16 protein-coding genes are annotated in these 15,627 nt (G+C 41.0%); 4 read left to right on the top strand and 12 right to left on the bottom strand.

The features are described from left to right. Window positions 1–8 precede the first annotated feature (8 nt). Window positions 9–986, top strand: coding sequence for an ROK family protein (locus KXJ59_RS08995; protein ID WP_295203486.1), 978 nt, complete (start codon window positions 9–11; stop codon window positions 984–986). A 116-nt stretch (window positions 987–1,102) separates the two neighbouring features. On the opposite strand, the gene KXJ59_RS08990 is transcribed toward KXJ59_RS08995, so the two are convergent. From KXJ59_RS08990 to KXJ59_RS08975, 4 genes are all read right to left on the bottom strand, one after another. Further along, entirely contained in the window at window positions 1,103–2,059 is a 957-nt protein-coding gene (locus tag KXJ59_RS08990; RefSeq protein ID WP_295203484.1) for a phosphodiester glycosidase family protein, read from the bottom strand. Window positions 2,060–2,081: 22 nt separating this feature from the next. After that, the gene (locus KXJ59_RS08985) at window positions 2,082–2,792 is read right to left on the bottom strand and encodes a hypothetical protein (RefSeq protein WP_295203481.1); all 711 of its coding nucleotides are present in this window, start codon (window positions 2,790–2,792) and stop codon (window positions 2,082–2,084) included. Between the two features lie 124 nt (window positions 2,793–2,916). Beyond that, window positions 2,917–3,852, bottom strand: a complete 936-nt coding sequence (gene lipA, locus KXJ59_RS08980) for a lipoyl synthase (protein ID WP_295203478.1) — start codon at window positions 3,850–3,852, stop codon at window positions 2,917–2,919. Window positions 3,853–4,022: 170 nt separating this feature from the next. Further along, window positions 4,023–4,844, bottom strand: a complete 822-nt coding sequence (locus KXJ59_RS08975; protein ID WP_295203475.1) for a hypothetical protein — start codon at window positions 4,842–4,844, stop codon at window positions 4,023–4,025. A gap of 45 nt (window positions 4,845–4,889) precedes the next feature. Between KXJ59_RS08975 and KXJ59_RS08970 the strand changes: the two genes are divergently transcribed. Next, a complete protein-coding gene (locus KXJ59_RS08970) occupies window positions 4,890–5,294 on the top strand; it encodes an OsmC family protein (RefSeq protein ID WP_295203472.1) in 405 nt (134 codons plus the stop codon). An 86-nt stretch (window positions 5,295–5,380) separates the two neighbouring features. Here the strand turns inward: KXJ59_RS08970 and KXJ59_RS08965 are convergent, their stop codons facing one another. The 7 genes from KXJ59_RS08965 to KXJ59_RS08935 form a co-directional block, all read right to left on the bottom strand. Next, window positions 5,381–6,649, bottom strand: coding sequence for a DUF2851 family protein (locus tag KXJ59_RS08965; RefSeq protein ID WP_295203471.1), 1,269 nt, complete (start codon window positions 6,647–6,649; stop codon window positions 5,381–5,383). A 66-nt stretch (window positions 6,650–6,715) separates the two neighbouring features. Further along, the gene (locus KXJ59_RS08960; RefSeq protein WP_295203468.1) at window positions 6,716–7,297 is read right to left on the bottom strand and encodes a Maf family protein; all 582 of its coding nucleotides are present in this window, start codon (window positions 7,295–7,297) and stop codon (window positions 6,716–6,718) included. 166 nt (window positions 7,298–7,463) lie between these two features. Beyond that, window positions 7,464–8,396 carry a geranylgeranylglycerol-phosphate geranylgeranyltransferase gene (locus KXJ59_RS08955; RefSeq protein WP_295203466.1) on the bottom strand — a complete coding sequence of 311 codons (933 nt, stop codon included), beginning with the start codon at window positions 8,394–8,396 and terminating at the stop codon, window positions 7,464–7,466. A 59-nt stretch (window positions 8,397–8,455) separates the two neighbouring features. Beyond that, window positions 8,456–8,971 carry an HAD hydrolase family protein gene (locus KXJ59_RS08950; RefSeq protein WP_295203463.1) on the bottom strand — a complete coding sequence of 172 codons (516 nt, stop codon included), beginning with the start codon at window positions 8,969–8,971 and terminating at the stop codon, window positions 8,456–8,458. Window positions 8,972–8,982: 11 nt separating this feature from the next. After that, window positions 8,983–9,222 (bottom strand): Fe-S cluster assembly protein IscX, encoded by a 240-nt coding sequence (gene iscX, locus KXJ59_RS08945; RefSeq protein ID WP_295203460.1) that lies wholly within the window; start codon window positions 9,220–9,222, stop codon window positions 8,983–8,985. Window positions 9,223–9,406: 184 nt separating this feature from the next. Beyond that, on the bottom strand, window positions 9,407–9,742 hold the full coding sequence (locus KXJ59_RS08940; protein WP_295203457.1) for a 2Fe-2S iron-sulfur cluster-binding protein: 336 nt from the start codon (window positions 9,740–9,742) through the stop codon (window positions 9,407–9,409). Window positions 9,743–9,842: 100 nt separating this feature from the next. Beyond that, window positions 9,843–10,607, bottom strand: a complete 765-nt coding sequence (locus tag KXJ59_RS08935) for a DUF2520 domain-containing protein (RefSeq protein ID WP_295203454.1) — start codon at window positions 10,605–10,607, stop codon at window positions 9,843–9,845. A gap of 11 nt (window positions 10,608–10,618) precedes the next feature. On the opposite strand from KXJ59_RS08935, the gene KXJ59_RS08930 reads away from it, so the two are divergent. Next, window positions 10,619–11,485 carry an alpha/beta fold hydrolase gene (locus KXJ59_RS08930; RefSeq protein WP_295203452.1) on the top strand — a complete coding sequence of 289 codons (867 nt, stop codon included), beginning with the start codon at window positions 10,619–10,621 and terminating at the stop codon, window positions 11,483–11,485. 270 nt (window positions 11,486–11,755) lie between these two features. After that, window positions 11,756–14,332: a type I DNA topoisomerase gene (topA, locus tag KXJ59_RS08925; protein WP_295203449.1), complete on the top strand. Its 2,577-nt coding sequence runs from the start codon at window positions 11,756–11,758 to the stop codon at window positions 14,330–14,332. A 96-nt stretch (window positions 14,333–14,428) separates the two neighbouring features. On the opposite strand, the gene KXJ59_RS08920 is transcribed toward topA, so the two are convergent. Next, a complete protein-coding gene (locus KXJ59_RS08920; protein ID WP_295203446.1) occupies window positions 14,429–15,508 on the bottom strand; it encodes an acyl-CoA desaturase in 1,080 nt (359 codons plus the stop codon). Between the last annotated feature and the right edge of the window lie 119 nt (window positions 15,509–15,627).

Here is a 15,627-nt window from a genome sequence, read left to right as displayed (position 1 = left end):
GATTTGATATGGCTAGCAATACAACATCTTTAGAACCACTTGCAATAGGTATTGATATTGGAGGTACAGGAACCAAATTTGGTATTGTAGACCGGATTGGGAATGTTTTATTCTCCAACGAAATGTCGACCCGCAAACATGCAGAAGTAGACTCATTCATTGATGAATTACACAGTCTATTATCTGAATTGATTGCCAAAGCTGGTGGTATTGGAAGAATGAAAGGTATTGGCGTTGGCGCCCCTAATGGAAATTTTTATACCGGTACTATTGAATATGCCCCTAATCTTCCCTGGAAAGGTATTATTCCACTGGCCAAACTCATAGAAGATAAATTTAAATTACCTGTAACACTTACCAACGACGCCAATGCGGCCGCCATTGGCGAAATGATGTATGGCGCAGCACAGGGTATGAACGATTTTATTATGATTACCCTCGGTACTGGTGTAGGCAGTGGCATTGTTGCCAATGGAAAGCTGGTATATGGTCATGATGGTTTTGCAGGTGAGTTGGGACATACGATCATTATTCCTGATGGACGATTACACGATGGTACCGGTAAACGCGGATCGCTGGAAAGTTATGCATCAGCAACGGGTGTACGCCTTACCACACTGGAACTACTGGAGAAAAGCGATCAGCCCAGTTGGTTGAGAAATGTACCAAAAGATGAAATCGATTCCAGAAAAGTATATGACGCTGCGATGGAAGGTGATGAACTGGCCAAAGAAATTTTTGAATATACCGGTAAAATATTAGGTCTTGCCCTTGCCAATTTTGTGATGTTCTCAAGTCCGGAAGCCATCGTATTATTCGGTGGTCTTACCAAAGCCGGTGACCTTATTTTAAAGCCTACCCGCGAAAGCATGGAAGACAACCTGATTCAGGTGTTCCAGAACAAAGTAAAAATACTGGTAAGTCATCTGAAGGAATCTGATGCGGCAATTTTAGGTGCTTCTGCATTGGTGTGGGAGAAGAATTAGTGGAAAAAAGCTACAAGCAACAAGCCTCAAGCTACAAGTTGATCTGTGTTGATAAACATTTATTTTCTTGCAGCTTGAGGCTTGTTGCTTGTAGCTTGTAACTTATTGCTTAAGATTTACAATTTTTTCTTAACCACAAACACTGCCGGCACCGCCCTTTGTCCTGTTTTATCACTTGGGGTGATGGTTTCTTTGCCGTTGATGAGTAAACAACTGCTACCACCACCGTCGAGGTTAAGGGCTTCTAAGCAGCCAATATCTTTTAACAACTGAGCTGTTTGTGTAAGTGTGGCTCCTTCTGCTTTTCCCGGAAACCGTCCTTCAATTACCATGAATATAAGTTTGCCCTCTTTTGTGTAACCCATCGCTGAACGCGGGTGTTTATCATCGATAGCCTTACCTGCAAATTTTATTTCCTGGTTATTAGAGATACTGATTTCACCATTTTGTACCAGTACGGGGCCTCCCCCAACAGCCGTTTTCATTTTCCATTTTTTGAATACCCCTTTCTTCAGCATTTCCTTTGCTGGCGGATCTGCAATACTGTCTTTAAAAAAGGAAACAGGCGTCTGACTTGCATAAGCTACCAGTTGAGCAGTATCGGTGTAAAGCCAGGCAATATCTGCCTTTCTCTTTTTACTGATACCAATTGCACTGCCAAAAGGATGGCGGTAAGTAAGTGTATCCTTTCCCCTGCCTGCAATTGTATGTTGTTGATACGATAACAGTTTACCATTGTTGATGACCACATTGAGGTTACTGTTATGAACGAATTCAAAGAAAGTAGTGTTCATAACGAGTAGTGGTTGATTTTGTTGCTCAAAATATGCTGCAGGCGTATATCTTTTACCATTGCCTACCGCTGTTGTCAGATCAAGTTTTTTATCGTTCAGGTCAACACTCACATAATAGGCTATATTGAACTTGCCATCTAAAAAATCAGTGGTTTTGTACACATGAACGGATGATGGTAAGGGCTGAAACAGCGAGTCGACATTTATCCATTTTATTTGTGCCTGTAATCCAGAAATAAGAATTACATGAAACAGCAGGAAGTATATTTTTTTGCTCATAAAAATATCAGAATAAATGCTCTTATTTCTCGTAGTAATATGTTTGTATTGTATCGTAACCGGTTTTCTTTTTATTTTCCAGTCCCCACTCCGCGAAATTCTTATGCCCGGATGTCTGCCATTCAATATAATTTCTTACAAGCTCCATATCAGCCTCGAGTATGTTTACCCAATGTTCACGTTGCGAAGCAGTAGCTAATTGGTCAATTTGTATTTTTATTTTTTCGGCGAGTTGTATATCTTCTATAGGATCTCCAATATAATATTCCGGTAAATGATGAAGAGAATAATTAATACTGTCTGTCCAGTTTTTTAAAATTATCTTCCTTGCAATATCATCCGCAGGATCAATATCCAAAGCTTTAAACAAATATTCTTCACTGCGATAATATGTACCAAACCATCGGAATGGCCTTGCATCTGTTTTCTCCGTTTCACACCATTTCTCCAGAACAGGCTTAACCAGTTGCTCACTTAGCAGTTGAGGAAAAGGACCATAGTCAGCGTCCTGCACTGTTTCCATAAAAGGGAAGAGGAATTGTACAAACTCCTTTTTTCTTTCTTCGGTCCAACTGTCTGTAGATTTCAGAAAATTATCAAGCTGATGGAATGCTTGCTTTCGAAGGCCTTTTTCTCTGTCAAAACAGTAATTCGCATAATCAACCCAGGCAGGATTTTTTAATGCTGCATTCCCAACTGTCAGTAAAGCCTGATTCTGTTCCTTTGCTATCATTGATAGTGATATATTAGCGAGTGCCGGCAGAAAAACTGAGAAGACTATTTAAAATATACGCATGTGCAGTTTGATGTTCAACCATAATAATCAGTTCAATCAGTACTAACTATTCACTACTCACTCAACCCACCATGGCAGCTTTCTCTTCCATCCATTTGTTCCTTCCCCATCCTTTAATTACGTGTTTCTCGCTATGGTAAGAGGAACGTACCAAGGGACCGCTCTCTACATAATCAAATCCGAGATCGTATCCTATCTCTCGCAGTTCCGCAAACTCATCAGGATGCACAAAACGCTGAACGGCTAAATGTTTCTTAGTGGGTTGAAGATATTGCCCCAGGGTAAGCACATCACAACCCACATTCACCAGATCCTTCATACTTTGTACTACTTCTTCTTTGGTTTCACCGAGACCCAGCATCATTCCTGTTTTGGTACGCATACCTCCTTTTTTCAGCAGGTTCAGCACTTCCAGACTCCTCTGGTATTTGGCCTGTACCCTTACCTGACGCGTTAAACGTTCTACGGTTTCCATATTATGACTCACTACTTCAGGGGCAGCATCAATAATACGTTGTACCTGATCGGCATAACCTTTAAAATCGGGGATCAGTGTTTCAAGTGTGGTATCAGGATTCAGGTTTTTAACTGCCTTGATGGTATTGTACCAGATAATGGAACCTCCATCTTTCAATTCATCTCTATCTACGCTGGTTAATACTGCATGTTTTACTTTCATGAGGTGTATGGCTTCTGCCACACGCTGGGGTTCATCCCAATCCACCGGTTCAGGTCTGCCGGTAGCTACTGCACAAAAGCCACAGCTACGCGTACATACATTTCCGAGAATCATAAATGTGGCCGTACCTTCTCCCCAGCACTCTCCCATATTTGGACAATTACCACTTTCACAGATAGTATGCAGCTTATGGGTATCCACCAATCCGCGAACATGCTTATAACTTTCACCAATGGGTAGTTTAACCCTTAACCAGGAAGGTTTTTGTATTTTGGAACTGGCGGGATCAATTTTAGCAACAACGGGTAACTCTTGCATGTAACTCCTTTTTTAGACCGGAAGTCGGGAAGTCCGAAAGTCCGAAAGATTGAAAGTTTAATTAACGAGTACCTGTAATTGTTTTACAAGTCTCCTGCATATCAGAGCACCTTCTTTCGGACTTTCCGACTTCCGGTCTTTCTGACTGACTTTCAAACCACAAAAATAGGTCACTTTCGCTTACCAAAAGTGAGGGCTACATAGGCGTTAAAAAAGAATGATTTTTCCTTATTTAGTAATAAAATGGGCATTTTCTGTGAATAATATTCTGCATTTAAGCCCACTTCCAGTGCAGATACCACTTCATTGTAACGGCCATAATCAAACCGAAGAGCCGTTCTTACATGGGCGCCGGGAACGAATTTCATTTCGCCAAAACCCTTGGTGAGCCCACCACGGCCGAGGATAATGGTAGGATCCAAAAACAGGTTATCGTTATTATCGTATTTAATCTGTTCCTGCTTATTGTTGTTGGGGTTTTGAATCTCGATATAGTAAGGTTTCAGAAGACCAGCCGTAAGACCGCCACCATAAATGGCTGAAACCGCTACCCCATTTTTATTTCCCTTCCCTCCGATCAGTTTTTGTTGACCCAGACCTAATTTAAGGTTGTAGAAATTATTTCGCTTACCATATATATAGCTGGAAACAATCAGAAAACCGCCTGAAGCACTGATAGTAGGCACTTTTTCTTCTTTGGGATGCTTGTGTTCACCCAATTCAATCCACCAGAGATTGGTTTTGGTGACGGTTTTATATTTACCACGTTCATAAAACATGCCCCATCCGTCTGAATTGAATTTGAAGCTGAATGATCCCTGTTTATTAAAAACAAGGGCACCCTCCTCTTCCTGTTTGATCATTTGATTGATCTTTTCCTTTCTCTCTGCCTTTTTCCTGGCTTTCTCCATTTGGGCCGGTGACTGCGTTTTCTGTTGTGCAGAAATGGCAACTGAACCGAGGAGACTAACAATGATAAATAGCTTCTTCACTTCCATTAGATTTGTTACTTGTAAATTTATAGCAAAATTGACGCAATGACTTCACAAATTATTTATAAAGGTGAGTTGCGAACCATCGCTACCCATCTTCAGAGCGGAACCAGTATTGAAACCGATGCCCCTACCGATAACCAGGGTAAAGGTGAGCGTTTCTCTCCTACCGACCTCGTAGCTACAGCCCTAAGCACCTGTATGGTTACCACCATGGCCATTAAGGCACGCACTTTGAACATTGATCTGGATGGCACCCGTGTTGATACCACCAAAATTATGTTGAGTGATCCCCGTCGAATCGGCAAGATCATTACACACGTATATTTTCCATCAACACTGCAACTCGACGATAAAACCAAAGAACTACTTGAACGCACTGCCCGTACCTGCCCGGTTGAAAGAAGCCTTCATCCGGATATGGAACTGGATATGGCTTTTTACTGGTAGTAAGGCAGAATCTCTTGCAGCTTGTAGCTTGTGGCTTGAAGCTGCAAGTCACAAGCTACAAGTTGCAGGTAAATTTCTCATAGGACTCATTGGCTCAACAGTTTGTTGCCTATGGCGCAATCGAGACAACGTTTATTAACACAATATTGCGTATTGAGTTCTATCAGCGATTGTGAATCGAGTGCACATCGGTTATGAATACCTGCAGACTGCCAGTAACTTGTAATCCTGTTTTGCTCTGCTTCCAATGAATAAAGCCATTGCAGGGTTTTGTCTTTATATGCCTGTTGCTTCATCTCAAGACCATACGTAAAAACCATGGGCACTATTGAATTGATGAGCAGGTGAACAGTCATTTGCCTGCCAACCCATTTCAGCGATTGGGTTGCAGGTTCATCAAAACGATAGTGCTGGTTCCAGTACTGACTTGTTTTTACGTGAAAAAGTTGCACAAGGTTGTCTATCGTTTCAATATTTCTTACCTGGTAGAACAGGTTTTCACGCAGGTGTATGAGCATGGCTAATTGTGAGAGTCTGATGGTGGGAAACGACGCAGGACGCATCCTTAGAAAAGCGGGTTGTCCGCCGGCACTTATCAATTTGTATTTTCTTTGAAGATGCAGGTATGTTTTCGCAAGTTTCTGCGGATAAGTATCTGTTCTTTTTTTGTTTAATAATTGCGCCTGTCCAAACAAAAGTGCTTCCAGTTCATCAGGTATATTCCGGTGTCTTTGTAATATGCTGTAAGGAAGGCTTCTTGCTACCTGTTCAAAAAAAGCAGCATTGGTTTTTGAGCCAAAACCCATGGCCAGTTGTCGCCAGAAAACTTCATCCCAGTGATTTCCCGTTTCCTGCAACTGTTTCATAATAATACCCGATTTCCTTTCCAGTCTTTCTACCATCAGTCTTTCTTTCCATGAATACCAGGTAAGTTCATTGGCTCCGGGTAAAAAATGATGACAGGGAACCTGTCTCACAGTGTCCATCATCTGTCCGTATCGATCGAGTAATAAACCAGATATCCTGCCCGATAAAACAAGTGTGGGTACGGGTTGATTAAACCTGTCTTTTACCATTGCATCTTCCTGCCATACTACATGCAGAATAATATTTTGATAATTAGGATCATCATCATGCGCATGTTTGTACCAGTCTGATGCCAGTATATGTAATTCAATATTACCCGCCCAAATAGTATTACCGACCCTGATTTTAGCTGAAGAAAAATCAGGCCCCTGGTGATGGTTCCATGAACCTGGAGAAATAATTTTCAGGGGTTCTCCGGAAGACAGGGTTAGTTCCCTGGTATTATAATGCTGGAACTGCCAGATAAACTGTAATAAACGCTCGTTCATAAGAGGAAATTTGTTTCCTCGAAAAATACCCAGAACACTATTGCGGTTTATACCTGATTTTTAAAGTCATAAACGTTGAAGTGCTTTTACCACCCTGCTTACGGGCAAGCCCATCACGTTGTAAAAATCGCCTTTGATGGATTGAATACCCACCACCCCTATCCATTCCTGTATGGCATAAGCACCAGCTTTATCATAAGGCTGGTATTTATCTACATAAAAAATGATCTGTTCTTCTGTAAGTGGATGGAACTGAACTTCTGTAATGTCTGCGAAACTCATTTCTGACTCACCCGACAGAATCACAACACCTGTAATTACCTGATGTGTTTGGCCCGATAATTTTTTTAATATCTCAATGGCATGATCCCTGTCATTGGGTTTACCGATGATCTCTGTATTAAGCACCACCACTGTATCTGCTGCAAGAATGGCTCTGTCAGCATACTCCCCATGATAAGCATCCTGCACATATTTTCTTACTGTCATCGCTTTTTCTTTTGCAATATGCACCGGCACCTCTTCAACAGGCATTTCAGCCGGAAAGGATTCATCTGTTGGCTTAACAATTACTTCAAAGGGTACTTCTGCCCATTCGAGTAACATTTTACGGCGAGGAGATTGTGATGCTAGAATGATGTGTTGCATGATGGTCAATGGTCAATGGTCAATGGTCAATGGTCAATGGTCAATGGTCAATGGTCAATGGTCAATGGTCAATGGTCAATGGTCAATATGGGGAACTCGACTGCGATTATATTTATTTTTTACGCTCAAAAAAATCTCTTACTCGCTACTACTCATTACTCACCACTCACTCATATATCCTGAAAAATACCATCGATAAAATACCTGTAAGCATAACCAGTTTTATAACCGAGCTCAATCGATGGAAATCGGCAGGAGTAGACGCTTTAAAGAGCTGTATGAAAATCCAGATCAAAGGTACTATTATGGCAATCAGACAGTATAAGGCACTATGCCACCAACCAAGAGGCAATACATAGAGTTGTAAAATAGTCAGCGCAGCTATGAGAACCACGAGCCACACTGCTACAAATATTTTAGCTGCCTGAACGCCCCAAACAATAGGTAATGTTTTACAGCCATATTTTCTGTCGCCTTCCATATCTTCCACATCTTTTACCACTTCTCTGATAAGTGAAATCACAAATGCAAAAGACGCGTAAAGCATGGCAAGACGGAAAAAACGGATTTCATTATGCCCGGCAGATAAAAGATGTTCGATCTGCAATGGTTGTTTCGCAAAAAACAGGATTAATATTACCCATGCAGTAAGCAGGGAGATCACAATATTACCAACCAGTAATTGCTTTTTGAAATTGGTAGAATAAAACCAGAGTAATAACACACTCCCAATATTGGCCAGTACCAGGTGCCAGTAAAGTGATACAGGTAAGGCTACTACCGTAAAAAACAAACCCAGCATACTCAGTAACATATGCCAGAAGATAACCCAACGCCTGTTGATAACAACGTTTACCACAACCTTATCAGGTTTATTTACCTGATCGATATTCAGGTCGAAATAATCATTAATAATATTTCCGGCTGCAGCAATAAAAACAGAAGCAATTATAATGTACCAGAACTGGTATTGACTCAACCCTTCTGCTGCGCCATAAATACGCTCATAAATACAATACTCAAACAAAAGCTGAGTGAGCATGATAAACAGCAGATTGGGCCAGCGCACCAACTGTAAAAAAGCGGTTATTAATTTCAAAAAAAGAATTTATGATACAAGATAAACAATGAGTCTGAACAAGGGGTATCAAATAAATGTTACCTGGACCTTACGGAAGTATCTTCATTCCAGTCACCGCGTAGTTTCATTACTTTTTCAATCACATCTCTTACACAGCCAGCACCTCCTGCTACGGGAGAAATATAAATCGATTTGTCTTTTATTTCCTCTACTGCATCCGAAGGGCAACAAGGTAAACCTGCCAGTTGAATTACATCCAGATCAGGAATATCATCACCCATATATAAAACCTGTTCCTTAGTAATACCCTGTTTTTTCAGGTAATCGGCCAACACTTCTTTCTTATGATGGGTTTTCATCCAAACATCGGCAACTCCGAGTTTGTTCAAACGGTCTTTTACCTCCGGGGCATCACCTCCTGAAATAACCAACACCCTGTACCCTTTTTTAATAGCCAGCTGTAAAGCATAACCATCTTTAATATTCATGCGACGTGCCATAATACCATCAGGCAATATCAACAAACTGCCATCGGTCATTACACCGTCTACATCAAATACAAAAGTGCTGATATAACGAAAGGCTGCTAACATATGAGCTGTTATTATTTCTGATTATCTCTCCACTCATATACCCAGGCACTCTGAATCATTTCCAGGTGGCCTTCATTACTTTCTTCCCGCTTACCATCAAAATTAGGAATCTGAAGTATCCACTCCAGTAAATCGGTAAACCGAATACGATAGATTTTACTCTCTGTAAACTCATCACCAAAACGTTCATACAGTTTCATAGCAATATCTTCATGATCTGACCAATGTATCGGGGGTTCAAAATGGTTCATATGTTAATTTGGAAATTTGTCCCGCTCAAGCAGGATTATGATTATGTAAAATTTTTGCAAAGCAGGATGAAAATTTGGAAATAGGAGTATTCGTTTTACTGACACTGTTTGAAACTGAAAGAGAACTTTGTAGTACAATAGTTCATCATTTTCAAATTTTCAAATCTCCTAATTTCCAAATTATTTACTCGCCTAAAAACTGTGTCTGATCAGGCAATATCACTTCAACTTCACCATCACCATCCTGTAACACACACTGACAACCTAATCTTGAATTGAGTCTGGGGTTAATGGCACGGTCGATAAAGTCTTCTTCTTTATCGCTTAACTCTTCCAGGTGTTCCATTCCTTTCTCCACATATAAATGACAGGTACTGCAGGCACAAACAGCGCCACAGTTATGGTGTAATTCAATTCCATTGTCTAAACAAACTTCCAGTAAACTCTGGTCAGGTTTTATTGCGGTTAAAGTAACCGGCTCCATTCCTTTCTGTTCAAACTTTACTTTAATCGTGTACATATCGGTTCCGTTTGGAGTGCAAAAGTATTTCAAAACCGTCTCTTTCCCGCCATCAATTCAGGGTTTTAGCATCGGAATGAGGAATTTTGTGGAAAACGGCTTATCGGCCAAATTTTTCACGGATACTCAGGGTTAGTTCATTATATAGTCGCAAAAGACCGGGTTCTTTGCTTAGCAAAGCCCTGTGACGTTCAATGGTCTCCAGATCGCCCCTGAATGCAGGGCCCGCCTGTACTTCACCCGGATAGGCAGTTTGAATTTGCGATGCAGCAGCTTGAATAAGAGGGTAAAACAGGGCAAAATCTATATTGGTACTTGTACAGTAGTCTGCCGCCAGGTGGTACATATGGTTGGTGAAATTGGAACTGATGGCCGCTACCAGGTGCATTTTTTGCCTTGTATTATCATCAGCAACCGCTATCCTGGTTGATAACTGTTTAGCCAGTTGCTCCAGCTCTTTCCGGGTATTTTCATCACTCCCGTCAATTACAATGGTACAATCGCCCAGTTCTTTCATGGAAGCCCGCAGCATTTTCATTGGCCAGAGAACACCGTATTTTTTTGCTGCTTTGGATAATACATCAATACTTACTGTGCCTGCATTATGCACCAAGATGCCCTTCTTAATCTGTAATAAAGCGACCATTTCGTCAATAGCATGGTCGCTTACCGCCAATATATAAATGTCTGCATCCTGTGGTAATTGCTCAATTCTTTCCACAACTGTTGCTGACAGCTCCGCTGCCAGTGTAACAGCCTTTTGAATATCCCTGTTCCATATGGCAAGAATACGATGCCCGGCATGTTTTAGTGAACGCCCCAATACATGTGCAACATTACCGGCTCCTATCAGTACTACGTCCATATCTTTATATTATGAAGATGAAATTAGCACAAAGAGTTGTGATTGGTTATTACAAAACAAAACTTCGCACCATCGCCATGGTATCGCCACGCAGGGCTGCCGAACAGGCTTTCCGTGTTTTCTGTACACCGTACAGCAGGGGTGTAAAACAAAAAGAACCGGTCATCTTTCATAAAGCCATCAAACAGGATGTATTTTTTGAGGGATTACATACAAAAGGTTTTCAATGGAAACCCGATGAACCCACCGGACAAAAAATTCTCATCGTTCATGGATTCAGCAGCTATAGCTACAAATTTGAAAAATACATTCAGCCATTGTTAAAAGAGGGTTTTGAAGTACTGGCATTCGATGCTCCTTCGCATGGACTGAGTGAGGGTAAAATGGTAAACGCTCTGATCTATATGCGTTTTTTACAAAAGATTGAACAAATATTCGGCCCCATCAATGGCATTATTGCACATTCTTTAGGTGGATTGGCCGCATCACTGCTTACAGAACAAATGGATCAGTCTGTGAACAGGAAACTGGTTTTAATTGCGCCGGCTACCGAAACCAGCTCGGCCATACGGGGGTTTTATTCTATGTTCAGGATAAAAGAACCAGTACAGGCAGAATTTGAACAACTGATTATGGAAATGACCGGTAAACCGGTTGACCATTTCTCCATAAAAAGGGTTGTACAATCCATGAGTTTACCCATTTTATGGATTCATGATCAGGGTGACCGAATTTGTCCTTATAGTGATACCCTTCCTGTTCAATCCTTGCAACTGCCTCATATCCACTTTATGGTAACCGAGGGACTGGGGCACAATAAAATATACCGGGATAAACAGGTAATGACCCGCATTTTTGATTTTCTGAGTAATAACTAAATGGTTAAGCAGGTGAAATATTGTTCTAACCTATTCATTATCATAGAGTAATAAACTTTCTTACACTATTGAATTTTCATCGTTTAACTGCGGGTAAATACGGGGTAATTATTCCTTAATCTGCCAACATTTTTTGTGTTTTCATGGTTTCGCCTAATATTGCAGGGTAGCATACCATTTTTTTACCGCATATATATATGTATGAATGCGATGAAAAAATGGCTTGAAAAGCAATCAAAAAGGCTGCTCAAAACAGCAACTTAACGGTAGATGGCAAAGAATTTATTGATAGTTGAGTCTCCGGCAAAAGCCAAAACAATTGAAAAGATCCTCGGAAGCGATTTTGAGGTAAAAAGTTGTTATGGGCATATACGCGATCTGGAAAAAGACGATATGGGTATTGATGTAAATAATCAGTACCAACCCCGTTATATTGTACCGGAAGACAAGGAAAGGGTGGTGAAAGAACTTCGCCAACTGGCCAAGAAAGCCGATGAAGTATGGCTGGCATCGGATGAGGACCGTGAAGGAGAAAGTATCAGCTGGCACCTCGCAGAGGTATTGGGTCTGGATCCCAAAACCACGAAAAGAATTGTTTTTCATGAGATTACAGCACCTGCCATTAAAAAAGCAGTTGCGCAGCCAAGGTTGATCAATATGAACCTGGTGAATGCCCAACAGGCCCGCAGGGTTCTCGACAGGCTGGTAGGTTTTGAACTGAGCCCCGTTTTATGGCGTAAAATTGGTATGCAACGCAGCCTCAGTGCAGGCAGGGTACAAAGTGTTGCCGTAAGGTTGATTGTGGAGCGTGAACGCGAGATTAATCACTTTATTCCTGAAAGCAGCTATAAGATTGAAGCCATTTTTGCAGCAAAAGACATCAATAACAGAGATGTTTCTTTTAAGGCTGAGGGCCCATCCAAACTTAATACACAAGAAAAAGCTGCTGATTTCTTAACCAGTTGCAAAAATGCCACATATAAGGTTCTGGATGTAACGGTAAAGCCTGCCAAACGTTCTCCTGCCGCACCTTTCACCACTTCCACACTTCAACAGGAGGCTTCACGCAAACTGGGTTATGGTGTAAGTAAAACCATGTTACTGGCGCAGAAATTATATGAGAGCGGTAAGATTACTTATATGCGTACAGACAGTATCAACCTGAGTGATACTGCTATGGGCGATATCCGCAAAGAAATAGACAGCAGCTACGGAAATAATTATTACCAGCCTCGTAAATACAAGAATAAAAACGAAAATGCCCAGGAGGCACACGAAGCTATACGCCCCACTTACATGAACAATCGTACGGTGGCCGATGAAGATACCCGTAAACTGTATGAACTGATATGGAGAAGAACCATCGCTTCTCAGATGAGTGATGCAGAGTTTGAAAAAACAGTGGCTAAAATAGATATCTCCACCAATCAGGAAACATTAAGCGCAACCGGTGAAGTAATGAAATTCGACGGTTTCCTTAAAGTATACCTTGAAGGGAAAGATGAGGAAGAGGAAGAAGACAATGATGGCATATTGCCTCCTTTAACAGCCGGACAGGTACTGGATTTCCGGGAAATGACAGCAACAGAAAAATTTACACGCGCCGCTCCGAGATATACGGAAGCATCGCTTGTAAAAAAGCTGGAAGAACTGGGTATTGGCCGTCCTTCTACTTATGCGCCTACTATTTCAACCATTATCAAAAGAAACTATGTTGAGAAGCGCGATAAAGAGGGGACTAAAAGACAGGTAAATATTTTACGTCTCAATCCAAAACAGGAAATAGCAAAAGAAATTCTTACAGAAAATACGGGTGCCGAAAAGTCAAAACTTTTCCCAACTGATCTCGGCATGGTAGTTACTGATTTTCTGAAACAGCATTTCAGTAAAGTGATGGATTTCGGTTTCACTGCACGCATTGAGGAAGAGTTCGATGAAATTGCCGAGGGAAAAACCCGCTGGAGCAGTATGATCGATGAGTTCTACAAACCCTTCCACGAAAACATTGAACATACACTGGAGAATGCCGAAAGGGCCAAAGGAGAAAGAGAGCTGGGCATAGACGAAGCCACAGGTAAAAAAGTAATTGCCCGCATGGGACGTTATGGCCCGATGGTACAGATTGGGCAGGCGGAAGATGAAGAGAAACCAAGGTTTGCAAAATTAAAAGCAGATCAGAGTATTGAAACTATTACCATGGAAGAAGCCATGGAACTTTTTGCTTTGCCGCGTGTGTTGGGTACTTATGAAGAACAGGAGTTATCCGTAAACGTGGGACGTTTTGGTCCATACATCAAATTAGGTGACCAATTTATTTCTATTCCAAAAGGCGAAGACCTTCACACCATTGAATTAGAGCGAGCTATTGAACTTTTACATGAGAAACAACAGGCCGATGCACCTGTTGCTTTTTATAACGATTTACCGGTAACCAAAGGGAAAGGACGTTTTGGTCCGTTTATTAAATGGAATGATATGTTCATTAATATTCCCAGGGCCTACAATTTCGACAGCCTCTCACAACAGGATATCAATGAACTGATAGAGAAGAAAATGGAAAAAGAAGCCAATCGTTTTATCAAACAATGGCCTGCCGAAAAAATAAGCTTAGAAAATGGTCGCTGGGGTCCTTTTATCCGCTTCAATAAAAAGATGCTGAAAATGGGTCGCAAAACCGATGGAGGAAAATATACAGCTGAAGAGCTAACGGATATTGATGTAGAAGAGGTGAAAAAAATGATTGTGGAACAGGTACCCAATGCTTTTGCAAAAAAGACAAAAGCCCCTGCAAAGAAAGGAGCTACTAAAAAAGCAGCCCCAAAGAAAGCTGCAGTTAAAAAGAAATAATCCTGTTTCGTTAAATAAAGAGGGTCATCTTTTAAAAAAAGATGACCCTCTTTATTTTTATTATTGATCATTCAATATTTCTTATTCGGTATTCCTTCACTCCGGTCGACCCATCTGACGGAGGAAGCGCACATGCGCCACCACTGCTTTACGCATGGTTGGGTACTCAATGTATTGTAGCTGGTATTCTCTGCAAACATTTCTTACTATTTCACTGATGGCAGGATAATGCACATGTGATATTTTTGGAAAGAGGTGGTGTTCAATCTGAAAATTCAATCCTCCTACTAACCAGCTTACCAGTTTATTTCTGGTAGCAAAATTGGCGGTGGTTTTTATCTGGTGTGCCGCAAATTCGTCCGGCAACTTATTGGTTTCAATATCGGCAATCGGGAATTCTGTATGTTCAACTGTATGCGCCAGCTGAAATACGATACTCAGCACGAATCCCGCAAAGAAACTCATGATAATAAAACCAATCATCCAGTATAACCAACCCACGGTTAGAATAGGTAGTACAATAAATACGGCAGCATGGTATAATTTCACTCCCCAAAATTCTACATGGTCATTCCAGCTCATTTTTTTCAGGGGTACGTTACCAATTTTCCTTGAGAAATATTTTTTGTAGTCAGCGAAAAATATCCAGAATACATAGAGCAGCATATACAAAATCCAGAAATAGAGGTGCTGAAACTTATGTACTTTATAATGTTTTTGTGTAGGAGCCATACGCATAAGTATGCCTACTTCAATATCATCATCCACCCCGTCTACATTCGTAAAACTATGGTGAATCATATTGTGTTTCATGTTCCACATAAAGTGATTGGCGCCTAACATACTGATCGACGATGCAGCCACTCGATTCAGCCATTTGTTATGGCTAAAGCTGCCATGACTTCCATCATGCATTACATTAAATCCGATAGCCGCCACCAGCCCGCCTAATATGATACATTCAAAAATAGCAAGGTACCAGACAGGTGTTAACAGAATAAGGTGCAAATACACGGTAATAAATGCAATTACCATAATGATGGCCTTGGTAAAAAGTTTGGGGTTACCCGTAGACGATATACCTCTTTCATCAAAATACTGCTGAACTCTCTTCTTTAATTCTGTGTGCAAGGATTGTTTTACTGCGGGGAATTTGGGGATAGTAACCTGTGACATGTATAAAATTGAAATGATAGGGTACAAAATAACGCTAAATATGCTTCATTTACGTGTTAAAACTTGTTTTTTACAGAACTGTGGCACAGAACGACAAATCTGCAACTATAGTATTCAAC

Origin of the sequence: Sediminibacterium sp., from assembly GCF_019264485.1 — a bacterium.
In the GTDB taxonomy this organism is placed as follows: domain Bacteria; phylum Bacteroidota; class Bacteroidia; order Chitinophagales; family Chitinophagaceae; genus Sediminibacterium.
The sequence above is the reverse complement of the archived record's forward strand: the minus strand, read 5'-3'. Positions and strand labels throughout refer to the sequence as shown.